We start from the raw sequence: 23,631 nt of genomic DNA, 5'->3' as shown, positions 1-23,631 counted from the left end.
CAAGTCACCGCACCTGTCTACGCTATCCTTGTGCGAGACTCACGCAGGAATCCAGCGCTATATGAATGTCCTGATCGTTGATGACGAACCCCAAGCCCGCGAGCGACTGAGTCGTTCAGTCAGTGAAATCGAGGGTTATACCGTATTGGAGCCAAGCGCCACCACGGGCGAAGAGGCGTTGACGCTGATCGACAGCCTCAAGCCGGATGTGGTGTTGCTTGATATCCGTATGCCTGGTCTTGATGGCTTGCAAGTTGCCGCCCGACTGAGCGAGCGAGAGTCGCCGCCGGCCGTGGTCTTTTGTGCCGCGACTGACGAGTTTCCCGCGCAGACGCTGGAAGCCAGCGGTGTCAGTTTCCTCACCAAGCCGGTGGCTGGCGATGCCTTGCTCAAGGCCTTGAAAAAAGCCGAGCGCCCAACCCGCGTCCAGCTCGCCGCCCTGACTCAGCCCGCCGCCCAAAGTGGTAATGGGCCGCGCAGCCATATCAGCGCGCGCACACGCAAAGGCATTGAATTGATCCCCCTGGGAGAGGTGGTCTATTTTATCGCTGATCACAAGTATGTGACCCTGCGCCACCAAGGCGGTGAGGTGCTGCTCGATGAGCCGCTCAAGGCGCTTGAGGATGAGTTCGGCGACCGCTTCGTGCGCATCCATCGCAACGCGCTGGTGGCCCGCGAGCGAATCGAGCGCCTGCAGCGCACGCCCCTGGGGCACTTTCAGTTATTTCTTAAAGGTCTCAACGGCGACGCGTTGATCGTCAGCCGGCGGCATGTCGCCGGTGTGCGCAAGATGATGCAGCAGCTTTAGCCCAAGGGTTGTGGCGAGGCCTGCATTCTATATCCCGGTGCGACGTGGCCAGGGAGGCCTCGCACTTGCTGATTCAAATCAAAGCGTATTTGCCTGAGCTGTTATTATCTGCCGTATCTATTCAGTACGGATTGCTCCATGTCCTCTCGCGAAATCCGCATCGCCACCCGTAAAAGCGCCCTTGCCTTGTGGCAGGCCGAATACGTCAAAGCACGCCTGGAGCTGGCTCACCCTGGCCTCAAGGTGTCACTGGTGCCCATGGTCAGTCGCGGCGATAAGCTGCTCGACTCGCCACTGTCGAAGATCGGCGGCAAAGGTTTGTTCGTCAAGGAACTGGAAACCGCGCTGCTGGAAAACCAAGCCGACATCGCCGTGCATTCGATGAAAGACGTGCCCATGGACTTCCCCGAAGGCCTGGGCCTGTTTTGTATCTGCGAGCGCGAAGACCCGCGTGATGCTTTCGTTTCCAACACGTACGCGTCCCTGAATGAATTGCCTGTGGGCAGCATCGTCGGTACGTCCAGCCTGCGCCGTCAGGCGCAATTGCTGACACGTCGACCGGACCTGCAGATCCGCTTCCTGCGCGGCAACGTCAACACCCGCCTGGCAAAGCTGGACGCCGGTGAATATGACGCGATCATCCTCGCGGCGGCCGGCCTGATCCGCCTGGGCTTCGAAGACCGTATCACCTCGGCCCTCAGCGTCGAGGACAGCTTGCCAGCGGGTGGCCAGGGCGCCGTTGGCATCGAATGCCGTACCGCCGACAGCGAAATCCATGCCCTGCTCAAGCCGCTGGATCACCACGACACCGAAGTGCGCGTCACGGCCGAGCGTGCCCTGAACAAGCACCTCAACGGTGGCTGTCAGGTGCCGATCGCCTGCTACGCCGTGCTCGAAGGTGAAAACCTGTGGTTACGTGGCCTGGTAGGCGACCCCGACGGCGGCACGCTGTTGACCGCCGAGGTGCGTGGCCCACAGCGTGACGCCACGGCGCTGGGTGTCCAGGTGGCTGAAGAGCTACTGGAAAAGGGCGCCGGTGCCATTCTGCAAAAAGTCTACGGCGAGGCGGGTCCGCAGTGACGCAATGGCGTGTGCTGCTGACGCGGCCTGCCGAGGAATCGGCCGCCCTGGCGGCGTCGTTGTCCGAAGCTGGCATCTTCAGCAGCAGCTTGCCGTTGCTGGATATCGAGCCACTGCCCGTTACAGCTCAACAGCAGGCAGTCTTTGATGACCTGGGCCGCTACTGTGCGGTCATCGTCGTCAGCAAGCCTGCCGCGCGCCTGGCCGTGCAACAGCTTGATCGAGCATGGCCGCAGTTGCGATGGTTCAGCGTGGGCGCAGCCACCGCGCACGTACTGGCCCAGCACGGCCTGGATGTTAAGTATCCCCCTACTGGCGACGACAGCGAGGCCTTGCTTCAATTGCCTGCACTGCGCGAGGCTATCGCAGGCGCCGATCCCCGGGTGCTGATCCTGCGCGGCGAGGGCGGCCGCGAGCTGCTGGCGGAGCGTTTGCGCGAGAGAGGTGCTAGTGTCGACTACCTGGAGCTGTATCGTCGGTTCCTGCCGGCCTACGACGCCGGGGTACTGATGCGACGCATCCAGTTGGAACGCTTGAACGGCCTGGTGGTCAGCAGTGGGCAAGGTTTTTTACACTTGCGAGCTCTGGCCGCAGCCGATTGGCCACAAGTGGCACAGCTGCCGTTGTTCGTACCGAGCCCGCGAGTCCAGGAGATGGCGCGGGCCGCCGGCGCAGAAAAAGTTATGGATTGTCGCGGTGCGAGTGCCGCGGCTTTGTTAGTGGCGATACGGAGCTATACCGTTCCCACTCTCTGATACGCAAAGGACGGATACGTGAGCGAAACAGCCTTGCCTAAAGATGAAGCTCAACCCGCACCTGATGCGCAGGTTGCACCGGCCCCCGCGCCGCGCCGTGGCAATGGCCTGGCAATCGTTGCCCTGCTGCTGGGCGCCGCTGGCGTTGCCGCCGGCGGTTGGGGGATCTGGCAGGTCCGTGCCCTGCAAGCCAGCAGCCAGCAGCAGTTGGGCCAGGTGCAGACCCTCGATGAGCAATCCCAGTCCCTCAAGCAAAGCCAGCAACAACTGGCTGCGCGGCTGGCGCAGTTGCCGGCAGCGGATGAGCTGGAGGAACGTCGTCGCCTGGTGGCCCAGTTACAGGGTGATCAGCAGCGCCTCAGTCAGCGCCTGGAAACCGTGCTGGGTTCCAGCCGCAAGGACTGGCGCTTGGCCGAGGCCGAACACCTGATTCGCCTGGCGAGCCTGCGCCTGTCGGCCTTGCAAGATATCAACAGCGCCCAGGCGCTGGTCCAGGGTGCCGACGAGATTCTTCGCGAACAGAGCGATCCGGGCGCCTACGCTGCCCGCGAGCAATTGGCCAAGAGCCTCGTCGCGCTGCGCAGTACCGAGCAACCTGACCGCACCGGGCTGTATCTGCAGTTGGCGGCCTTGCGCGATCAGGTTGTGCAATTGGCAGCCATCGCCCCGGAGTATCAACTGACCGAGCCCGCTTCCCAGGGGCGCTCGACCACCGACACGGAGAGCCGCTGGAGCCAGTGGTGGGAGCAGATTTCCCGGTATTTCCGCATCGACTTCAACCCGGACGACAACATTCGCCCGCTGCTGGCCGGTCAAGGCCTGAACCAGGTGCGCCTGGCTTTGAGCCTGGCCCTGGAGCAAGCGCAATGGGCGGCGCTCAACGGCGAGTCGGCGGTGTATAGCCGCTCACTCGGCGAGGCGCGCAGCGTGTTGCAGGACAACTTCAACCAGGACAACCCGCAAAGCAAGGCGATGCTGGCGCGTATCGCCGAGCTTGAGCCCAAGGCGGTGTCGGTGGTGACGCCGGACCTGGCCGCGAGCCTGGCCGCCGTGCAGGCCTACCTTGAGCGCCGTCATCTGTCTGCCGACGAAGCCAAGGCGGCAGCGACGCCGGCGGCCACGTCGGCGAAGCAGGAGTAGAGCCGATGAAACGTTTCTATGTGATCCTGGTGCTGGCGGTTGCCATCGCGCTGGCGCTGGCTGTGGGCATTTCGAAACACACCGGCTACGTGCTGATTACCTACCCCCATGTGTTGCATTACGAGTCGAGCCTGTGGGCGACCTTGGTGGCGGTGGTGGCCATCGGTTTGGCGATCTACCTGATTCGAGTGCTGTTGAGCCTGGTCACCACCTCCGGTGGCGTGGTCAACCCGTGGTCGCGGCGCAACCGCAGCCGCCGCGTGCAGATCGCTATCGAGCAAGGTCAGATGGACCTCGCCGAGGGCCGCTGGGCCAGCGCTGAACGCCACCTGCACCGTGCCGCCGAAGCCGAGCGCCAGCCACTGCTGTACTACCTCGGCGCGGCCCGTGCCGCGAATGAACAGGGGCGTTACGAAGAGTCCGATGGTTTGCTGGAGCGCGCCCTTGAGCGTCAGCCCCAGGCGGAGCTTGCGGTTGCCTTGAGCCACGCGCAACTGCAGTTGGACCGCGGCGATACAGACGGTGCATTGACCACGCTGCAGGCCATGCACGAGCGTCATCCCAATAACGCCCAGCTCTTGCGTCAATTGCAGCGTCTGCACCAGCAGCGGGGCGATTGGACGTCGGTGATCCGCCTTTTGCCGCAATTACGTAAGGATAAAGTGCTGCCGGCCAGCGAACTGGCCGAGCTTGAGCGCCGCGCCTGGGGTGAAAACCTGAGCCTGGCGGCCCGGCGCGAAGAGGAGGGTGAAGCCGGTTTGCAGTCCCTTGAGCGGGCCTGGCAGCAACTGACTTCTGCCCAGCGGCAGGAGCCGCAACTGGTTCTGGCCTACGCCGAACAACTGCGTCAACTGGGTGCCGATGCGAAGGCCGAGGAAGCGCTGCGTGGCGCTATTAAACGCGGCTACGACAGCCACCTGATCCGGCTGTACGGCCTGCTGCGTGGCAGTGACCCGGCCCGGCAATTGAAGTTTGCCGAAGGCTGGCTCAAGGACCATCCAAGTGATGCCAGCCTGCTGCTGACGCTGGGCCGCCTGTGCCTGCAAAACAGCCTGTGGGGCAAGGCGCGGGATTACCTGGAAAGTAGCCTTCAAGTGCAACGCAATCCCGAGGCCTGTGCCGAGCTGGCGCGTTTGTTGGCCCAACTGGGGGACGCTGAGCGCAGTAACCAGCTGTTCCAGGAAGGGCTGGGATTGCTGGATAACCGTCTGCTGGCGTCGCCGTTGCCTGTTCCGGCTCGCGTTTGATGTAGGCAAATTGGCCAGGGTCGGCTCAGATATTATCTGGCAGCCGACCCCGCATAAGGCCGACAAGGCCGGGAGTTGAGCGTTTGTAGGCAAGGTCCGACGCTCAATTTTCCCAGGTCCTCCATCTTTTGGCGGAAAGTCCGTACCTTCTCGCGGAATTGTCTGCTCTGGCACGTATTGAAAGGGGTCAGGCCTTTCCTCTACCGTAGCGACCTATCTTTCGCGATGCGGATAAAGCATGTCTTTGGCCCCTTCACGCTCCTTGTTTTTTCTTGCGTTCCTGGCGGGTGCGCTGACATTGGCCGCGTCCTTTTACCTCGAGTTCGGCGTGTCATTGCGTCCGTGTTTCCTCTGCCAGGTGCAGCGGGGATTCCTGGCCGCTTTCACCGTGATCAACTTGGTCGCCGCCCTCCATGACCCCAAACGTGGGGCTCTGCACTTTTACGGGCTGACGAGCATCGGCTTCGCATTGCTCGGTGCCCTGACGGCCGTGCGCCAGGTGCTGCTACAAAATGCCGCGCCGGACCAGGCCGCCGATTGCTGGCCAAGCCTGCATTACATGATCGAAAACCTGTCGTTCTGGCAGGCCTTGCAACTGACCGTCAAAGGCACCGTCGATTGCGTGGAAACCAACTGGACGCTGTTTGAGCTGAGCCTTCCCGAGTGGAGCCTGCTGTTCTTTGTCGGGATGCTGGTAGTGGGCGTGATGCAGTTTTCACGGCTGTGTGTGCGCCAGCGTTCGCGTCCGACGAGGCAGTGAGCCCGTGCGCGGTTTCAAGGCCGGGATTAAACACTTGTATGAACTTTCTGTCCTGCGTACCTTGAAGCCATAGGCATGCGGGCATAATCTGGCCCGCACGCGTTATTGAAACCATTTGTCAGATGCGGCCCTGTCCGGCTGCGGCTTTACCTTGAAGTGTTGCGCGGGCACCAGGCGGCAGCGCCCCTATAGGGAAGAGAGATCACCATGCTGGAAAGTTGTCAGAATGCTCAGGAACGCTGGGGTGGGGTGCACAAGCTGATCGATAGCTGGCTGAAGGCGCGTCACGAACTGGTTCGGGCCTTTGATGCGCTCGGCGCCAAACCCGAGGCACTGGCTGAGAACCGCGAGCCGTTACAGGATTTCTGCAGTGTATTGGTTGACTACGTGTCCGCCGGTCATTTCGGCGTCTACGAGCAACTGACCAAGGAGGCACAAGCCTTCGACGATCAGCGTGGCTTGGAATTGGCCGAGACGATTTATCCGCGTCTCGATGTCATCACCGAGAAGCTGCTGGCGTTCACCGACCTGTGTGATGCGGGGAAATGTGTTGCAGAAAAATTCAAGGAGTTGGGCGCATTGCTGCACGAGCGTTTCGAGCTGGAAGACTGCTTGATCGAAGTGCTGCATAACGCTCACAAGGAAGAGTCCGCGACTCAGGCTTAATCCTCGACAGCGTTAGAAAAAACGGTGCGCATGGCGCGCCGTTTTTTTATGGGTCAGTGTCGGATGCCAAGCAGTTCGATCTCAAATACCAGTGGTGTATAGGGCGGGATCAACTCGCCGGCACCGTCGGCGCTATACGCCTGGGCCGATGGAATCACCAGGCGCCATTTCGCACCGACCGGCATCTGTTGCAATGCACTGCTCCACCCATTGATCACGCTGTCCAAGCGAAACCATTGGGGCTGCGTGCTCTGGTCGAATACCGTCCCATCGGGCAGCCGGCCCACATATTTCACTTGAACCTGGTCGCTGGCCTTCGGTTTTTCACCGGTGCCGGGCGTAAGCTCGTTGAGCAGGATGCCATCCGCCAATTCGCGCACACCCTTCGCGGCTTTTTCTTTGCTCAGGAACAGCCGTTCGGCCAAGAGTGCTTTTTCGCTTTCAGGAACCTGCGTGTCGGCTTCGTTTTGTGCTTCGTGTTGGGCAAGAATCTGCTCGATGCGCGCGTTGTCCAACGCCAGCGGTTTGCCTTGATAGGCTTGCTTGAGGCCATCGATCAAGGCCTGGATCTGCAGGTCGGGGACTTCCTGGCGCAGGCGTTCACCGAGGCTGGCACCCAGGCTGTAGGCAAGGTCGTGCTGGTGCTGATCACGGTTCTTTGCAGGCGATTGATCACTGGCATTGGCCGCTGAAATCGCCAAGCCAAGTATAAGAAAGACGTAACGCGACATGGGTGTGCTCCCGCCGAAAGTGGGACGGATTATGCCAGCGTGAATGGGTAAAAAGTGCCGCGTATTTTCGTTATATCCATAAGAATTTTCGCCGGCTGCAACGCAAGCCAAACGATACTGTCAACATGCCCTAGCGGCGGTAAGAGCAGAGGGCTAGTATGAGCCGCACCCACGTCAGCCAGGAGGTAAACCATGTCGGCCAAACAGAAGCCTGTTAATACCCCGTTGCACTTACTCCAACAACTTTCGGGCAGCTTGCTCGAACATCTGGAAAGCGCTTGTTCCCAAGCCTTGGCCGATGCAGAAAAACTGCTCGCCAAGCTGGAAAAACAACGCGGTAAAGCGCAAGAAAAGCTGCACAAATCCCGCACCAAGCTGCAAGACGCCGCCACCGCCGGCAAGGCCAAGGCTCAAGCCAAAGCCAAGGATGCTGTCAAAGAGCTTGAGGACCTGCTGGACGCCCTCAAGGATCGCCAGGCTGAAACCCGCGCCTACATTTCCCAACTCAAGAAAGATGCCCAGGAAAGCCTGAAATTGGCCCAGGGCGTTGGCCGTGTGAAGGAAGCCGTATCTAAAGCATTGAGCGCTCGTACGCCTGCCAAAGTAGCGGCAAAACCTGTCGCCAAACCAGTAGCCAAATCCGCTGCCAAAACAACGGCTGCCGCGAAACCAGCCGCCAAGCCAACTGCTAAAACCGTTGCTGCGAAACCAGCCGCCAAGCCAGCTGCTAAAACTGCCGCTGTGAAACCAGCCGCCAAGCCAGCCGCTAAAACTGCTGCTGCGAAACCAGCCGCCAAGCCAGCTGCTAAAACTGCTGCTGTGAAACCAGCCGCCAAGCCAGTTGCTAAAACTGCTGCTGCGAAACCAGCCGCCAAGCCAGCTGCTAAAACTGCTGCTGCGAAACCAGCCGCCAAGCCAGCTGCTAAAACTGCTGCTGCGAAACCGGCCGCCAAGCCAGCTGCTAAAACTGCTGCTGCGAAACCGGCCGCCAAGCCAGTTGCTAAAACTGCTGCTGCGAAACCGGCCGCCAAGCCAGTTGCTAAAACTGCTGCTGCGAAACCGGCCGCCAAGCCAGTTGTTAAAACTGCCGCTGCGAAACCGGCCGCCAAGCCAACCGCCAAACCTGCTGCTGCCAAACCAGCCGCAGTAAAGCCATCGGCTGCCAAGCCCGCCACGCCCGCTGTCGCTGCGGTAGCGTCCACCGCGCCAACTGCACCGACCGGCAGCACACCTGCACCGGCAGCGCCAAGCGCCACCCCAAGCAGCGCCTCTTAAGCGCTGGTGACCACGACGCGCAGCGCTTGCAGCACGTCGTGGTCAAGGTTGGCGGCATCCTCAGCCGCCAGTCCTTCCAACCACGGTTGCTGAGTTATTGCGTCATCCGTCGGCCATAGCTGCGCCAGTGCCTCCAGGCGCGTCAGCAGTTGTCGTTCGGCATCCAGCTCCAGGGCCTTGACCCGCTCGCGCAACCCCGCCAAATTCTTATCGTGCTGCGCCGTTTCGCGCCATTGCCTGCGCACCTGTCGTAATGGCTCGATTACTTGGGTTTGCCAAGGTCCGGCGATCTGTTTCAGCGCCTGTATGCGCTCGGCGGTCGCGGCAACAGCGCGTTGCTCCAACCACGCACCACAGAGCAACAGGCACACATCCGCACCTTGCTCCTGCAAACGCAGGCAAGCCGCTTCGACGCCCGGGCGGGCATAAGTCGAAAGGGAAAAGCTCCACAGGTCAGCGCACATATTCACACCCAAGCCAGCGGGCAACGAAGCTGGTAGACTCCGCCGCCATTATGATCCGACTTCAAAGCCTAACATTACAGCGTGGCCCGCAACGTCTTCTCGAAGACGCCGAGCTGACCCTGCACGCCGGTCACAAAGCCGGTCTGATCGGTGCCAATGGCGCCGGCAAATCCACGTTGTTCGCCCTGTTGCTCGGTGAGCTGACCCCAGACTCCGGGGATTGCCTGCTGCCAGCCGACTGGCGCATCGCCCATATGCGCCAGGAAATCGACACCCTGGACCGCATCGCGATCGACTACGTGCTCGATGGCGACCTGCGCCTGCGCCAGGTACAGCACGACCTGGCCGAGGCCGAGAAAGCCCAGGATGGCGCCGCCCAGGCACGCCTGCATTCGGAACTCGACAGCGCCGACGGTTACACCGCCGACGCCCGCGCCCGCAAGATGCTGGCCGGCCTTGGCTTTACCAACGAACAGATGGACCGCCCGGTTGCCGACTTCTCCGGCGGCTGGCGCATGCGCCTGAACCTGGCCCAGGCGCTGATGTGCCCTTCGGACCTGCTGCTGCTCGACGAACCGACCAACCACTTGGACCTCGATGCGATCCTGTGGCTGGAAGAGTTCCTCAAGAACTACCAGGGCACCTTGCTGCTGATTTCCCACGATCGGGACTTCCTCGACGCCGTGGTCGACAACATCGCCCACGTTGAACAGAAGAAAATCACCCTCTACCGGGGCGGCTACACCGCGTTCGAACGTGCCCGTGCCGAGCGCCTGGCCCAGCAGCAGCAAGCGTTCGAGAAGCAACAGGCGCAGCGTGCGCACATGGAAAGCTACATTGCCCGGTTCAAGGCCCAGGCCACCAAGGCCCGGCAGGCGCAGAGCCGAATCAAGGCCCTGGAGCGCATGGAAGAGCTCTCGGCGGCCCACGTCGATTCGCCGTTCGACTTTGTTTTTCGCGAGTCGGTGAAGATCTCCAGCCCGTTGCTGGATCTTTCTGACGCACGCCTGGGTTATGGCGATAAAACCATCCTCGAAAAAGTGAAGCTGCAGCTCACGCCGGGCGCGCGCATCGGTTTGCTCGGGCCTAACGGCGCGGGCAAATCGACGCTGATCAAGAACCTCTCGGGCGAGCTGCAACCTTTGGCCGGCCGGCTGATGCGCGGCGAAAACCTGGTGGTGGGCTACTTCGCCCAGCATCAGTTGGACTCGCTCGACGCCAAGGCCAGCCCGTTGTTGCACCTGCAGCGTCTGGCGCCAACCGAACGCGAGCAGACCCTGCGCGACTTTCTCGGTGGTTTCGACTTCCGTGGCGCGCGAATCGACGAGCCGGTGCTGAATTTCTCCGGCGGCGAAAAAGCCCGCCTGGCCCTGGCGTTGATCGCCTGGGACCGCCCGAACCTGCTGCTGCTCGATGAACCGACCAACCACCTGGACCTGGAAATGCGCCTGGCGCTGACCATGGCCCTGCAGGAATTCAGCGGTGCGGTACTGGTGGTGTCTCACGACCGCCACTTGCTCAAGAGCACCACCGACAATTTCCTGTTGGTGGCGGACGGTAAAGTCGAAGAGTTCGACGGCGACCTGGATGACTACGCGCGTTGGCTGACGGATTACCGCCTACGCAACGCGCCGGTCAGCAACACCCCCGTCAACCCGGACAAGACCGACAAGAAAGCCCAGCGTCAAGCCGCCGCTGCACTGCGTCAGCAGTTGGCACCGCACAAGCGTGAAGCGGACAAGCTGGAAGCCGAGTTGGGCAAGGTGCATGAGCGCCTGGCCAGTATCGAAGCCAGCCTGGGTGACAGCGCCGTCTACGAAGCCGCCCGCAAGGACGAATTGCGCGACTTGCTGGCTGAGCAAGCCAAGCTCAAGGTGCGCGAAGGGCAATTGGAGGAAACCTGGATGGAGGCCCTCGAACTGCTCGAATCCTTGCAAGCGGAGCTGGAGGCGCTGTCTTGATGGAAGCGTTGCAGTTGGCGTTACCGGCGCAGTGGGTCGAACCCGTATGGATCGGCGTGCAAATCCTGTTGATCCTGCTGGCCGGTTACCTCGCCCAACGTTTTGTCGGCAAAGGCCTGACTCGCCTGGGTGAGCGCTATCCGTTCCCCCCGCAGCTGCTGATGCCGCTGCGCGGTGGTCTGCGCTGGTTGATCATGGGCAGTGCGCTGATCTTCGTCCTGGGACGGCTGGGCGTTTCCGCGACGGTACTGTGGACGGCATTGTCGGGGTTCGTGGCGGTCGCCGCCGTGGCGTTTTTCGCCATGTGGTCGGTGCTGTCGAACTTGTTGTGCGCCATCCTGATCTTTACGGTCGGGCCGTTTCGCCTCGGTGACATCGTCGAGCTGGTGGACACTGTCGATAAGCCAGGTGTGAAGGGGCGGGTCGTGGCGATCAACCTCCTTTACACCACGCTGGTCGAAGTGGCGGAAGCCGGCACTGACAGTGCGATGGTACAGGTGCCCAACAGCCTGTTTTTTCAGCGCTCGGTGCGACGTTGGCCAGGTACCCACGTGTTTCCGGGCGATCGTTAGTAATCAGATCGCATAAAAATTTATAGCCACCTCGCGGCCGGCGGAGTTAGCTTAAGGCCACAACAGCTAACTCCCCCTGAGGTGTGTTATGGCACTCGACACGTGGCTGGCCTTTTTCCTGGCCAGTTGGATCATCTCCCTTTCCCCTGGCGCCGGCGCCATCGCCTCGATGTCCAGCGGCCTGCAATACGGTTTCCTGCGCGGCTACTGGAATGCCATCGGCCTGCAGCTGGGCCTGGCCATGCAGATTGCCGTCGTCGCTTTCGGCTTGGGTGCAATCCTGGCGACGTCGTCCACCGCGTTCTATGCGATCAAGTGGTTTGGCGTAGCGTATCTGATGTATCTGGCCATCAAGCAATGGCGCGCCTTGCCCATGGATATGACCGACGACGCGGCCGTGCGCCCGATTGGCAAGCCGATCGCCATGATGTTCCGAGGTTTTCTGGTCAACGCCAGTAACCCCAAGGCGCTGGTGTTCATGCTGGCGGTGTTGCCGCAGTTCGTGAACCCGCAGGCGCCGTTGCTGAGCCAGTACCTGATCATCGGTGCGACGATGATCAGCGTCGACATGGTGGTGATGGCGGGGTATACGGGGCTGGCGTCGAAGGTGTTGCGCCTGTTGCGTACGCCTAAGCAGCAGAAACGCATGAACCGGACGTTTGCCGGGTTGTTCGTGGGGGCGGCGGGTTTTCTCGCCAGCTTGCATCGCGCGACGGCTTGATCTGACTAAACCGAATCAAACATGTGGGAGCGGGCTTGCTCGCGAATGCAGTGGATCAGTCAATCGCTCGGGTGACTGTCACTCTGCATTCGCGAGTAAGCCCGCTCCCACAGTTGTTTTGTCGTGTCCGAGAACAACGAATCACTTACGCCTTGAGTCAAACCCCTTTAGGTTTGACAATGTGTTACTTCGTATTTCCATTTGAGATTCGTTCATGACTGCCCCTTCCCGTTTTCTCGCCTGGCTGCTGCTGCCGGCGTTGATGTCGTGCAGCTTCAACCTGTTCGCCGCGACTGCGGAGGGCGCGCAACAAGCCTTGCATCTGCTGGATTACATTGGCGCTGACTATCCGCAGACGGTGGAGGCGGGCAAGGTTATCGATGAATCCGAATACCGCGAACAGCTGGAGTTTCTCGGGGTGTTGCAGGGCTTGGTGGCAGAACTGCCACAGCGCCCGGAACGCGCGGCCTTGACCAAAGGTGTCGATGAACTGTCAGCGGCTGTAACTGCGCATCAGGACGGCGCGGCGGTCGCTCGCCAAGCCCGTCGACTGGGTGCCCAACTGGCAGTGGCCTATGAGGTCAGCCAGGCCCCGGCGATCACGCCTGATCCAACGCGCGGCGCCCCGCTCTACGCCCAGCATTGCTCGGTTTGCCACGGCGCATCGGGCGCGGGTGACGGCCCGGCCAGCGTTGGCATGACGCCGCCACCCGCCAACCTGCGCGACGCCGGGCGCCTGGACCGTCTGAGCCTCTACGCGATCTACAACACCCTTGGCCTCGGCGTTGAAGGCACCGATATGCCGTCCTTCGCCGACCAGTTGGACGACCGTCAGCGCTGGGACCTGGCCACCTATATCGCCAGCTTCACCGCCGACCCGGCGGCCGCCCACAGCGAGCAGCCGTTCAATCTCGCCGACCTGGCCCGCCAAACGCCTGATGAAGTGCTGGCCGCAAGTGGCCCGGCCGCCGCAGCGACGTTCCGCGCCCAGCGTGCGCAACCGCCCCAGGTCAAGCGCGGCCCGGCGCAGTTGCTCGACTACACTGCCACTACGCTGGACAAGAGCCTGGCTGCATTCCAGAAGGGTGATCACGAGCAGGCCTACGACTTGTCGGTGGCCGCGTACCTGGAAGGTTTCGAACTGGTGGAAAGCTCCCTGGATAACGTCGACGCCAACGTGCGCAAGGACACCGAGAAGGCGCTGATGGCTTATCGGCAGTCATTGCAGGACGGTTTGCCGGTGGAGCAGGTGCAACAACGCCTCGACGTGGCCAAGGGCAAGCTCAGCGAATCTGCCGGCTTGTTGGGCAGTGACGGCCTGAGCTGGTCGCTGAGCTACATCTCCGGGTTGTTGATCCTGCTGCGCGAAGGCCTGGAAGCGATTCTGGTGTTGGCCGCAATCCTCGCGTTCCTGCGTAACACCGGCCAGCAGTCGGCGGTACGCAGCGTCAACGTAGGGTGGAGCCTGGCGCTGTTGGCTGGCTTGGCAACTTGGGCGTTGGCCGCGTATGTGATTGATGTAAGCGGCGCCCAGCGTGAATTGCTTGAGGGCTGCACGGCGCTGTTCGCCAGCGTGATGGTGCTGTGGCTTGGCGTATGGATGCACGACCGACGCCACGCAGCTGCCTGGCAGGATTACATCAAGAGCAGCCTGGTGGGCGGCGGCGGGCGTTTCGGCTTTGCGATGCTGGCATTCTTCTCGGTCTATCGTGAGCTGTTTGAGGTGATCCTGTTCTATGAAACGCTGTGGCTGCAAGCCGGCCCTGCCGGGCACAACGCGGTACTGGCGGGTGGCGCCACGGCGTTGGTGCTGCTGGTGGGCCTGGCGTGGGTGATCCTGCGCGGTTCGGCGAAGCTGCCATTGGCGCTATTCTTCGGGATCAACGCGGCGCTGCTGTGCGCGCTGTCGGTGGTCTTTGCCGGGCATGGTGTGAAGGCGTTGCAGGAAGCCGGCATCTTCGGCACGCGGCCGGTGGCGTTCTTTGACTTCGACTGGCTGGGCATCCACGCCGATGCGTACTCCTTGGGTGCGCAAGCGGTGGCGATCCTGGCAATTGTGGTGCTGTATGGCCGTAGTCGGCTGGCCGAGAAACGGCGCATTGCCGCCTGAGTATGGGGAGTCTTGCAGAGGTGGGATTGAACATGCGCGTGTGGATCGATGCAGACGCCTGCCCTCGGGCGGCCAAGGACCAAGTGGTGAAATTCGCTCTTACGCGCCAGTTCGAAGTGGTGCTGGTGGCCGGGCAAAGCCAGATCAAGCCGAGTTTTGCCTGTGTGAAGCTGATCGTGGTGCCCAGCGGTCCGGATGCGGCCGATGATTACCTGGTGGAGCACGCAGTGCCCGGTGAGTTGGTGATCTGCAGCGATGTGCCCTTGGCCGACCGGTTGGTGAAAAAGGGCGTCACGGCGCTTGACCCGCGCGGCAAGGAGTTCAGCCCGGCGAACATGAGTGAGCGGCTGGCGGTGCGTAACCTGTTCACTGACCTGCGTGAGCAAGGCCAGATGGGCGGTGGGCCACCGCCCCATGGTGAGAAGGACAAACAGGCGTTTGCCAATGCCCTGGACCGGATCCTCACCCGGTTGATGAAGGTGGGTTAATCGTTCTCGTGGGTCAACTCCAGCACCCGGTCCACCAGTTTGTTGATCCCCGAAGCGACCTCGCTGATGTTCTTGCCGAGCATATAGGCCGGTGTGCTCACGAGTTTGCGTGCCTTGTCTTCGACGATATCCTCCACCGTGCACTCCTGATGGGTCGCACCCATCTTGTCCAGCGCGGCGGCGGTGTCGGCGCAGTTGCCGATGGTGCAGGTCACGCCCGGGCCATAGATCTTCGCCGCCAGGGCCGGTGAGATGCAGATCAGCCCCACGGGCTTGCCCGCTTCGGCGAAGGCTTCGGCCAGCGCCAGGACCTGTGGGTTGACGCTGCAGCCCGCGCCCTCAACGGCGAAGTTCGACAGGTTCTTGGCCGCGCCAAACCCGCCCGGCACGATCAGCGCATCGAATTGCGTGACGTCGGCTTCAGCGATGTCCTGAACCGCGCCTCGGGCGATCCGTGCCGACTCCACCAGTACATTGCGCGACTCGGACATTTCTTCGCCGGTGAGGTGGTTGATCACGTGCAATTGCGCGATGTCCGGGGCAAAGCATTGGACCTGAGCGCCGCGCTGGTCCAGGCGCAGCAGGGTGATCACGCTTTCGTGGATCTCTGCGCCGTCGTACACGCCACAGCCGGAAAGGATCACTGCAATCTTTTTGCTCATGGGCATTTCTCCTGGAGTCTTGGCGTTAAATGTCTACTAATTTGTCACCTGTTGCCAATGGGAAGTCGCGTCACCACACCTAGTCTTGATGTAACAAAAATAGACCGGACCAGTCACACACTCAGGTGTTTATCCGATGCCGGGCACGATATGAACAGGCGCACACCCTGCACACAACGCTCTCTACATGGATCGCAACTATGGCGGGGTGTTCACTCTTTGGGACCTGCTGTTCGGCACCCAACAGGAAGAGGACGACGGTGGGACAAGCTGGGAACCTGGCTCATACGCACCGGCTGGCTTGCGGCGGACGTGAAAGCGAAGCGCCTATTGGCCAACCATGACTTGCGCCGGCTGCGCAAATTCGACGTCGCGCTGGCTGTGCGCCAACAAGGCTACATCGCCATGGGATGGCTGGGCTTGCTGAGCTACAGCCTGCTGAGTGTAATCGGCCTCTATTACTGCACGGGCCGATTATTCGACCGGCGTCTTAGGCGCTTCGACCCGTGCAGGCTCTGCGGCAAGCCTGGCCTTTTCGTCGGCACAGGCCTGGCGAGCGATACGGGCGTTCTTGAAACGGCGGCGCAGCCACAAGCCCAATCCAAGCAAGAGCAACGCACCCAGGACCCACAGCTCATACTTCTTGACGCTGCCGAGCATGCCTTCCAGCACCGCGCCGAAGTGATAAGCCGCTGCGCCCAGCGCGGCGGCCCAGATCGCCGCACCAATGCCGTTAAGGATCAGGTAACGCAACGGTGGGTAACCGGAAAGACCAATCGCCACCGGCATGACCGTGCGCAGCCCGTAGACGAAACGGAAGCTCAGCACCCAGATATCCGGGTGCTTGCGTATATGCTCCAGCGCCTTGTCGCCCATCAACTGCCAGCGCGGCTTGCGCGCCAACAGCTTGCGGCCGTGCTTGCGGCCCATGTAATACCAAAGCTGATCGCCGGCATAGCTGCCGAAAAAGGCAACGACCACCACCAGGTTGATATCCATGTATCCACGGAACGCCAGGAAGCCTGCGAGAACCAGAATGGTCTCGCCTTCAAAGAAGGTGCCCAGGAAAAGGGCAAAGTAGCCGAAGTCATGCAGAAATTGTTGAAGCATGGTCTGGGTGCTGGCGAAATGAACGCGCAGCCTACGCCTTCACGAAGATTCATGAAAGTATCGAGATGTGTCACGAAGTGAACAATTCCTACGCAGAAGGCGAATGCGGCTACAGGTCGCATCCTTAAGCACAACTGTCATACCTTCGTCATAATGGCCGCTTATAACTGCAACGCTCGCCCGTATGCCCGGGCTCAGGAGTCTGTCGTGAGCTTTACCCCTGCCAACCGGCTGTTCCCCGCCACCCGCCTGCGTCGCAACCGTCGTGATGATTTTTCTCGCCGCCTGGTACGTGAAAATGTACTGACGGTGAACGATCTGATCCTGCCGGTCTTTGTGCTGGACGGTGAAAATTGTCGGGAAGCGGTGGCTTCGATGCCCGGCGTGGAACGCTTGAGCATTGATCTGCTGCTCGAAGAAGCGGCCGGGTGGGTTGAATTGGGGATTCCGGCATTGGCGTTGTTTCCGGTCACGCCGCCTGAACTCAAGTCCCTGGACGCCGCGCAGGCCTGGAACCCGCAAGGGATCGCCCAGCGTGCCACGCGTGCCCTGCGCGAGCGGTTCCCACAGTTGGGCGTGATCACCGACGTGGCGTTGGACCCTTTCACCACCCACGGCCAGGATGGCATTGTGGGCGAGGGCGGCTATGTTCAAAACGACATCACCGTCGATGCGCTGGTCAAGCAAGCCTTGTCCCATGCGGACGCCGGCGCCCAGGTGGTTGCACCGTCGGACATGATGGACGGCCGCATCCAGGCGATCCGCGAGGCCCTGGAGCTGGCCGGCCACGTCAATGTGCGGATCATGGCCTACTCGGCCAAGTACGCCAGCGCGTATTACGGCCCGTTTCGCGACGCGGTGGGCTCGGCCCTCAACCTGGGCAAGGCCGACAAGGCTTCGTACCAGATGGACCCGGCCAACAGCGATGAAGCCCTGCACGAAGTGGCGGCCGACCTGGCCGAAGGCGCCGACATGGTCATGGTCAAGCCGGGGATGCCGTACCTGGACATCCTTTATCGGGTCAAAGATGAATTCAAGGTGCCGACCTTTGTGTATCAGGTCAGCGGCGAATACGCGATGCACATGGCTGCAATACAGAACGGATGGCTGAGTGAAGGGGTGATCCTTGAATCCCTGACAGCCTTTAAACGCGCCGGGGCTGATGGCATCCTGACCTATTTCGCCGCCCGCGCCGCCCAATTGCTTAGAGAGCAACACTAGCCCTCACAGGAACATTCGATGAATACCGAAGGACTCACAGAAGTTGCCGTAAAAGACGCTCACCCGGTGGTGGAACAAGCCACCGAGACTCCGCCGGAGCATGAGCCCGCCGCGCCCGCCGTGGTGGTCGAACCGCCTGTGCCGGCCCCGGTGGTTGCCGTGACCAACCTGGATGACAGCAGCCTGTACATCCACCGCGAGCTGTCGCAACTGCAATTCAACATCCGCGTGCTGGAGCAGGCGCTGGATGAGTCTTATCCGTTGCTGGAACGGCTCAAGTTCCTGCTGATTTTCTCCAGCAACCTGGACGAGTTCTTCGAGATCCGCGTCGCCGGCCTGAAGAAACAGATCACCTTCGCCCGAGAACAAGCCGGCGCCGACGGCCTGCAGCCGCACCAGGCCCTGGCGCGCATCAGCGAGTTGATGCACGGCCATGTGGACCGCCAATACGCGATCCTCAACGACATCCTGTTGCCGGAACTTGAGAAACATCAGGTCCGCTTCATCCGTCGCCGTCACTGGACCACCAAGATCAAGACGTGGGTGCGCCGTTATTTCCGTGACGAGATTTCTCCGATCATTACCCCGATCGGCCTCGACCCGACGCACCCGTTCCCGTTGCTGGTCAACAAGAGCCTCAACTTCATCGTCGAGCTCGAAGGTATCGACGCCTTCGGTCGCGACTCGGGCCTGGCAATCATTCCCGCGCCGCGCCTGTTGCCACGGATCATCAAGGTACCCGAAGAGGTAGGGGGCGCTGGCGATAACTATGTATTCCTGTCGTCGATGATCCACGCACACGCCGATGACCTGTTCCAGGGCATGAAGGTTAAGGGCTGCTACCAGTTCCGCCTGACCCGTAACGCTGACCTGGCGCTGGACTCCGAAGACGTCGAAGACTTGGCCCGTGCCCTGCGCGGCGAACTGTTTTCGCGGCGCTACGGTGATGCGGTGCGCCTGGAGGTCGCCGACACCTGTCCTAAACACCTGTCGGACTACCTGCTCAAGCAGTTCAACCTGGCCGAATCCGAGCTGTACCAGGTCAATGGTCCGGTGAACCTGACACGCCTGTTCAGCATCACCGGCCTGGACAGCCACCCGGAACTGCAATACACGCCTTTCACCCCACAGATCCCGAAATTGCTGCAAAACAGCGAGAACATTTTCAGTGTGGTGAGCAAGCAGGACATCCTGCTGCTGCACCCGTTCGAGTCCTTCACCCCGGTGGTCGACCTGCTGCGCCAGGCCGCCAAGGACCCTCATGTACTGGCCGTGCGCCAGACCCTGTACCGTTCCGGCGCCAACTCGGAAATCGTCGATGCATTGGTGGACGCTGCACGCAACGGCAAGGAAGTCACTGCGGTGATCGAATTGCGTGCACGGTTCGACGAAGAGTCCAACCTGCAACTGGCCAGCCGCCTGCAAGCGGCCGGTGCGGTGGTGATCTACGGCGTGGTCGGCTTCAAGACCCACGCCAAGATGATGCTGATCCTGCGCCGCGAAGCCGGTGAGATCGTGCGTTACGCGCACTTGGGCACCGGCAACTACCACGCCGGCAACGCGAAGCTCTACACCGACTACAGCCTTCTGACGTCCGACGACGCGCTGTGCGAAGACGTCGGCAAGTTGTTCAGCCAGTTGATCGGTATGGGCAAGACCTTGCGCATGAAGAAGCTGTTGCACGCGCCGTTCACGCTCAAGAAGGGCATGCTCGACATGATTGCCCGCGAGACCCAGTTTGCCCTTGAAGGCAAGCCGGCGCACATCATCGCCAAGTTCAACTCGCTGACCGATCCGAAGATCATCCGCGCGCTGTACAAGGCCAGCCAGTCCGGCGTGCGGATCGACCTGGTGGTGCGTGGCATGTGCTGCCTGCGTCCGGGCATTGTCGGGGTGTCGCACAACATTCATGTGCGCTCGATCATCGGTCGCTTTTTGGAGCACACGCGGGTGTTCTATTTCCTCAACGGCGGCGAGGAGCAGATGTTCCTCTCCAGTGCCGACTGGATGGAGCGCAACCTCGATAAGCGCGTCGAGACGTGCTTCCCGGTAGAAGGCAAGAAGCTGATCATGCGGGTCAAGAAGGAGCTGGAAAGCTACCTCACCGACAACACCCACAGCTGGAGCTTGCAATCGGACGGCCGCTATATCCGCAACACGCCGACCGGCAACCAGAACCCGCGCAGTGCGCAGGCGACGCTGTTGGAGAAGCTGGGTAGCCCGATTCTGACGGTGAATTAACACCCTGCACAACCCAATGTGGGAGCTGGCTTGTGTGGGAGCCGGGCTTGCCCGCGATGCAGGCATCTCGGTGTGTCAGTCACACCGAGGTGATGCTATCGCAGGCAAGCCAGCTCCCACACAAGCCAGCTCCCACATTTGTTTGCGGTGTTCTCTAGTGCAGGTTCAGGCTGAACCCCACCCGCGTCAGCCATTCCGCTTCTTGGGCAAAGTCCGCCTGGGTCAGCTGGTTCTCGTCCAGCCAGCCTTTCGGGAACACCACGTCCAGGCTGTCGCCGTCGGCGCGCAGGGCTACCTGGGGCATTTCCTGCGTACCGCGGATATGGTGGAACAGGATTGCAAAGCGCAGCAGCACGCACAGGCGAATCAGCTTGATGCCGTCGTCGCCGAATTCCGCGAATTTATCCTTGGGGATGTTACGGCGATGGCCGCGCACCAGCAGGGCGAGCATCTGCTGGTCTTCCCGGGAGAAGCCCGCCAGGTCCGAGTGCTCGATCAGGTACGCGCCGTGCTTGTGGTAATGGTAGTGGGCGATGTCCAGGCCCACTTCATGCACCTTGGCGGCCCAGCCCAGCAGTTCGCGCCAGACACCGTCTTCCAGGTCCCAGTCCTGGGCCACCTGGTCGAAGGCATGCAGGGCTTTGCGCTCCACGCGAGCGGCTTGTTCCTGGTCGACGTGATAACGCTCCATCAGCGAGGTCAGCGTGCGCTCGCGCACGTCTTCGTGATGATGACGGCCCAGCAGGTCGTAGAGCACGCCTTCGCGCAGTGCGCCGTCACAGTGGTCCATGCGTTGCAGCTCAAGGGCGTCAAAGATCGCTTCTAGAATCGCCAGGCCGGCCGGGAAGATGGCGCGACGGTCCGGCTTGATGCCGTCGAAGTCGATTTTCTCGGCATCTCCCAACTTGAACAGCTTGCGCTTGAGCCACGCCAGGCCTTCGGCATTCACCTCGCCGGTGCCATGGCCGCCAGCTTTCAAGGCCAGGCCGATGGCGCGGATGGTGCCGGACGAGCCGATGGCTTCATCCCAGGCCAGACGGTGCAGGGCGTGTTCGATGCTCATGATCTCCAGTCGCGCTGCCGTGTAAGCCTGGGCGTAGCGCGCCGGGGTGATTTTGCCATCCTTGAAATAGCGTTGGGTGTAGCTGACGCAACCCATCTGCAGGCTTTCGCGCAGCAGCGGCTCGAAGCGCTGACCAATGATGAATTCGGTACTGCCACCGCCGATGTCGGCGACCAGGCGCTTGCCGGGGGTATCGGCCAGGGTATGGGACACGCCGAGGTAGATCAGTCGTGCTTCTTCACGGCCGGAGATCACTTCTACCGGGTGCCCAAGGATTTCCTCGGCGCGGCGGATGAATTCGCCACGGTTACGGGCTTCGCGCAGCGCGTTGGTGCCGACGATTCGCACGGCGCCCAGGGGCATGCCGTTGATCAACTGGGCAAACCGCTTGAGGCAATCGAGCCCGCGCTGCATGGACTCTTCGTTGAGCTGACGCTCGTCGTCGATGCCTGCGGCCAGTTGCACTTTTTCGCCGAGCCGCTCGAGGATGCGGATTTCGCCGTTCTGGGCCTTGGCCACGACCATGTGAAAGCTGTTGGAGCCCAGGTCGATGGCGGCGATCAGGGACAGATTCTTGGCTTGGGATTGCGGCATGGTAAGGGGGTCTCGGTCGATAACCCAGCCATCGTGCCACGATCGACCTGTGGTGCCAACGCGTACTGCTTGGGTAATTGGCCTGGGGGGCGTTGTGAGGAATTTCTGTGGGGAATGTCAGACGGGCTTCCAAGTCTCCTGCCAATGGTGTTCCGTATTTGTAGGCGTTATTAACCTCCCAATGTAGTTGTGCCTTTTGTGACGTTGCTTACAAGGAAGTAGTTAATAGTCTTGTTGGTTTCGTGTTTAAGCCTACCCAATGATTAGGCTTGGCTCGCTTATCGTTTTTACGGCTCCTACAATTACTGGCGTGTTCTCTGATTCTTTAATCCGGTGCCCAACCGGCAGACTGTCACTCGGCGATTTTGCCGTGGTGTTATTTATGTATGGCCGAATGTTCAAGGTGAATGATTGAAAAGTCATCGGATCCCCGTCCATCGTAGAGACACCTGCCTCTTTCAGATAACAGGTTAAACATGAAGAAAAACATGCTGGGTTTGACAATAGGAACTCTTTGTTTGGTTGCGAGTATCGGCGCTCATGCAACAACGGCTGCCGAGCTGATTGTGCGTGGCACTATCAAGCCGGTGGCTTGCAACCTGACCCTTGGGGGTGGTGGCATCGTCGATTACCAGATAATCAACCCCGCAAGCTTGTCCGCGACGCAGTTCAACCCTTTGGCCGCAAAACTTGTCAGCTTGACCGTCAGTTGCGGCCAAGCACCAGCGAAGTTCGGTCTGAAGTTGAGCGATATGCAAGCGGATAGCAAGGTGGTAGGGGTCCTCGGTGCCGGTTTCACCGAGGCGCAAAACTTCGGCTTGGGCATTGATAACCACAAGCGTACCGGTGGCTATTCCGTCACCCTGAAGAATCTGCGCTCGTCCAACGGGGCACTCAGCCCTCTCATGCGTGTGGGCACCGCAGGTTCCTGGCAGCGCAGCGACGGTAAAATTGCTCAAAATCCCAGTCAGTATTCGTGGGGCAGTGGAAACAGCGTGGTACCCGCCTCCATCACCCTGCTCAATGGCACGCTTGAAGTGAAAGCCGTGATCAACCGCACCCAGGATCTGGATCTGACCAGCGACGTAACGCTGGATGGTCGCGCCAGGCTGGAATTGAGTTACATCTGATTCCGCCATTAACGGCCGGCATTAACGTAAGGGCAATTACACGTCTCTTTTAATGCCGGCCGCTTTTACGTGGGCATTTATTAATTGTTGGCCTTGTGGCGGTGGGTAAAATCGGTGAATGGTCTATCAACAATAGTAATGTCGTTGCTGCGGTTTATAAGTGTGTGTCTTTGCTTGTGTGGTAACGCACTCGCCGACGGGATGCAGCCTGAAACAACCGTTGTGATTCTGAATGAAGAAGACGGCGAGGCAACACTCAATATTAAAAATACCGACCCTGGCCCGGCGTTGCTTCATTCGGCCATCGAAAACATACCGGAGGATCAGGAACCGTTATTGATCGTCACGCCGCCTATTACTCGGGTCGAAGCAGGCGACACGCAACTTGTTCGTTTCATCAGTATCGCGAAGGCTCCTCTCAAGACCCAGCGCCTGAAACGAGTCTCCTTTGAAGGCATCCCCCAGGCCCGCACGCCCGGCGGTGCGACCATTGGTATCACCTTGCGGCAGAACCTGCCCTTGATCCTGCATCCCAAAGGGCTGCCCAAACATGACGCGCCCTGGCAGTTGCTCACATGGAAGCGTGAAGGTGACAGGTTAAGGGTTCACAACGACAGCGCCTACGTCGTGCGTATGTCGTTGGAAGTGCAACTGCATCCGCAGGCTCAGGTAGGAACGTTGCCGCGCACTTACATCCTGCCGGGTGAAGTGCTGACGGTCGCGGCGGCCGGTTCAATGGCGAGCGTGGTTGCGGTGGAGTTTCAGCCGGCCACGGTCTACGGGTTCACGGTGGGCAGCTACCGCGCGTCCGTTGTGGCTGGCGCGGATTGAC

22 protein-coding genes and 1 pseudogene are annotated in these 23,631 nt (G+C 60.9%); 18 read left to right on the top strand and 5 right to left on the bottom strand.

Features of this window, described 5'->3' with window-relative positions:
- Positions 1 to 61: 61 nt before the first annotated feature.
- The 7 genes from KVG91_RS12260 (at position 62) to rsd (ending at position 6,456) form a co-directional block, all read left to right on the top strand.
- Positions 62 to 808 carry a LytR/AlgR family response regulator transcription factor gene (locus KVG91_RS12260; protein WP_169374927.1) on the top strand — a complete coding sequence of 249 codons (747 nt, stop codon included), beginning with the start codon at positions 62 to 64 and terminating at the stop codon, positions 806 to 808.
- Between the two features lie 138 nt (positions 809 to 946).
- Positions 947 to 1,888 (top strand): hydroxymethylbilane synthase, encoded by a 942-nt coding sequence (gene hemC, locus KVG91_RS12255; RefSeq protein ID WP_169374928.1) that lies wholly within the window; start codon positions 947 to 949, stop codon positions 1,886 to 1,888.
- Entirely contained in the window at positions 1,885 to 2,643 is a 759-nt protein-coding gene (locus KVG91_RS27565) for a uroporphyrinogen-III synthase (protein WP_169374929.1), read from the top strand. Before hemC ends, KVG91_RS27565 begins: the two co-directional genes overlap by 4 nt.
- A gap of 18 nt (positions 2,644 to 2,661) precedes the next feature.
- On the top strand, positions 2,662 to 3,783 hold the full coding sequence (locus KVG91_RS27560; RefSeq protein WP_169374930.1) for a uroporphyrinogen-III C-methyltransferase: 1,122 nt from the start codon (positions 2,662 to 2,664) through the stop codon (positions 3,781 to 3,783).
- A gap of 5 nt (positions 3,784 to 3,788) precedes the next feature.
- A complete protein-coding gene (locus KVG91_RS12245) occupies positions 3,789 to 5,030 on the top strand; it encodes a heme biosynthesis protein HemY (RefSeq protein WP_169374931.1) in 1,242 nt (413 codons plus the stop codon).
- A gap of 238 nt (positions 5,031 to 5,268) precedes the next feature.
- On the top strand, positions 5,269 to 5,790 hold the full coding sequence (locus tag KVG91_RS12240) for a disulfide bond formation protein B (RefSeq protein ID WP_169374932.1): 522 nt from the start codon (positions 5,269 to 5,271) through the stop codon (positions 5,788 to 5,790).
- 207 nt (positions 5,791 to 5,997) lie between these two features.
- Positions 5,998 to 6,456 (top strand): sigma D regulator, encoded by a 459-nt coding sequence (rsd, locus tag KVG91_RS12235; protein ID WP_169374933.1) that lies wholly within the window; start codon positions 5,998 to 6,000, stop codon positions 6,454 to 6,456.
- Positions 6,457 to 6,509: 53 nt separating this feature from the next.
- On the opposite strand, the gene KVG91_RS12230 is transcribed toward rsd, so the two are convergent.
- On the bottom strand, positions 6,510 to 7,187 hold the full coding sequence (locus tag KVG91_RS12230; protein WP_169374934.1) for an FKBP-type peptidyl-prolyl cis-trans isomerase: 678 nt from the start codon (positions 7,185 to 7,187) through the stop codon (positions 6,510 to 6,512).
- Positions 7,188 to 7,379: 192 nt separating this feature from the next.
- Here KVG91_RS12230 and KVG91_RS12225 point away from each other — a divergent pair, with 192 nt between their 5' ends.
- Complete coding sequence (locus KVG91_RS12225) at positions 7,380 to 8,462, top strand: AlgP family protein (RefSeq protein WP_217894889.1); 1,083 nt, start codon at positions 7,380 to 7,382, stop codon at positions 8,460 to 8,462.
- On the opposite strand, the gene KVG91_RS12220 is transcribed toward KVG91_RS12225, so the two are convergent.
- Positions 8,459 to 8,926 carry a TIGR02444 family protein gene (locus KVG91_RS12220; RefSeq protein WP_169377968.1) on the bottom strand — a complete coding sequence of 156 codons (468 nt, stop codon included), beginning with the start codon at positions 8,924 to 8,926 and terminating at the stop codon, positions 8,459 to 8,461. The two genes, KVG91_RS12225 and KVG91_RS12220, sit on opposite strands and share 4 nt — an antisense overlap.
- Before the next feature lie 50 nt (positions 8,927 to 8,976).
- On the opposite strand from KVG91_RS12220, the gene KVG91_RS12215 reads away from it, so the two are divergent.
- From KVG91_RS12215 to KVG91_RS12195, 5 genes are all read left to right on the top strand, one after another.
- Positions 8,977 to 10,887 (top strand): ATP-binding cassette domain-containing protein, encoded by a 1,911-nt coding sequence (locus KVG91_RS12215; protein ID WP_169377967.1) that lies wholly within the window; start codon positions 8,977 to 8,979, stop codon positions 10,885 to 10,887.
- Positions 10,887 to 11,459: a mechanosensitive ion channel family protein gene (locus KVG91_RS12210; protein WP_076951990.1), complete on the top strand. Its 573-nt coding sequence runs from the start codon at positions 10,887 to 10,889 to the stop codon at positions 11,457 to 11,459. The genes KVG91_RS12215 and KVG91_RS12210 overlap by 1 nt, the downstream gene beginning before the upstream one ends.
- 88 nt (positions 11,460 to 11,547) lie before the next feature.
- Positions 11,548 to 12,180, top strand: coding sequence for a LysE family transporter (locus tag KVG91_RS12205; RefSeq protein ID WP_169377966.1), 633 nt, complete (start codon positions 11,548 to 11,550; stop codon positions 12,178 to 12,180).
- 214 nt (positions 12,181 to 12,394) lie between these two features.
- Complete coding sequence (locus KVG91_RS12200; RefSeq protein WP_169377965.1) at positions 12,395 to 14,290, top strand: FTR1 family protein; 1,896 nt, start codon at positions 12,395 to 12,397, stop codon at positions 14,288 to 14,290.
- A gap of 32 nt (positions 14,291 to 14,322) precedes the next feature.
- The gene (locus tag KVG91_RS12195; protein WP_169377964.1) at positions 14,323 to 14,778 is read left to right on the top strand and encodes a YaiI/YqxD family protein; all 456 of its coding nucleotides are present in this window, start codon (positions 14,323 to 14,325) and stop codon (positions 14,776 to 14,778) included.
- Here the strand turns inward: KVG91_RS12195 and elbB are convergent.
- Positions 14,775 to 15,440: an isoprenoid biosynthesis glyoxalase ElbB gene (gene elbB, locus KVG91_RS12190; RefSeq protein ID WP_169377963.1), complete on the bottom strand. Its 666-nt coding sequence runs from the start codon at positions 15,438 to 15,440 to the stop codon at positions 14,775 to 14,777. The genes KVG91_RS12195 and elbB overlap by 4 nt on opposite strands.
- A 160-nt stretch (positions 15,441 to 15,600) precedes the next feature.
- On the opposite strand from elbB, the pseudogene KVG91_RS27555 reads away from it, so the two are divergent.
- Positions 15,601 to 15,917: pseudogene (locus KVG91_RS27555) on the top strand (sterol desaturase family protein); the annotation flags it as partial.
- Here KVG91_RS27555 and KVG91_RS12185 read toward each other — a convergent pair.
- Positions 15,915 to 16,550 carry a DedA family protein gene (locus tag KVG91_RS12185; RefSeq protein WP_169377962.1) on the bottom strand — a complete coding sequence of 212 codons (636 nt, stop codon included), beginning with the start codon at positions 16,548 to 16,550 and terminating at the stop codon, positions 15,915 to 15,917. The pseudogene KVG91_RS27555 and the gene KVG91_RS12185 overlap by 3 nt on opposite strands.
- 207 nt (positions 16,551 to 16,757) lie before the next feature.
- Here KVG91_RS12185 and hemB point away from each other — a divergent pair, with 207 nt between their 5' ends.
- Positions 16,758 to 17,771, top strand: a complete 1,014-nt coding sequence (gene hemB / locus KVG91_RS12180) for a porphobilinogen synthase (protein ID WP_169377961.1) — start codon at positions 16,758 to 16,760, stop codon at positions 17,769 to 17,771.
- Positions 17,772 to 17,789: 18 nt separating this feature from the next.
- The gene (ppk1, locus tag KVG91_RS12175; protein ID WP_169377960.1) at positions 17,790 to 20,012 is read left to right on the top strand and encodes a polyphosphate kinase 1; all 2,223 of its coding nucleotides are present in this window, start codon (positions 17,790 to 17,792) and stop codon (positions 20,010 to 20,012) included.
- A 154-nt stretch (positions 20,013 to 20,166) separates the two neighbouring features.
- On the opposite strand, the gene ppx is transcribed toward ppk1, so the two are convergent.
- Positions 20,167 to 21,669 (bottom strand): exopolyphosphatase, encoded by a 1,503-nt coding sequence (ppx, locus tag KVG91_RS12170; RefSeq protein ID WP_169377959.1) that lies wholly within the window; start codon positions 21,667 to 21,669, stop codon positions 20,167 to 20,169.
- A 476-nt stretch (positions 21,670 to 22,145) separates the two neighbouring features.
- On the opposite strand from ppx, the gene KVG91_RS12165 reads away from it, so the two are divergent.
- Together KVG91_RS12165 and KVG91_RS12160 are read left to right on the top strand one after the other, a co-directional pair.
- Positions 22,146 to 22,799, top strand: a complete 654-nt coding sequence (locus tag KVG91_RS12165; protein ID WP_169377958.1) for a DUF1120 domain-containing protein — start codon at positions 22,146 to 22,148, stop codon at positions 22,797 to 22,799.
- A 138-nt stretch (positions 22,800 to 22,937) separates the two neighbouring features.
- Positions 22,938 to 23,630: a fimbria/pilus chaperone family protein gene (locus KVG91_RS12160; RefSeq protein ID WP_169377957.1), complete on the top strand. Its 693-nt coding sequence runs from the start codon at positions 22,938 to 22,940 to the stop codon at positions 23,628 to 23,630.
- Position 23,631: the final 1 nt, after the last annotated feature.

The organism is Pseudomonas azadiae, assembly GCF_019145355.1.
Classification (GTDB): Bacteria; Pseudomonadota; Gammaproteobacteria; order Pseudomonadales; family Pseudomonadaceae; genus Aquipseudomonas; species Aquipseudomonas azadiae.
The sequence above is the reverse complement of the archived record's forward strand: the minus strand, read 5'-3'. Positions and strand labels throughout refer to the sequence as shown.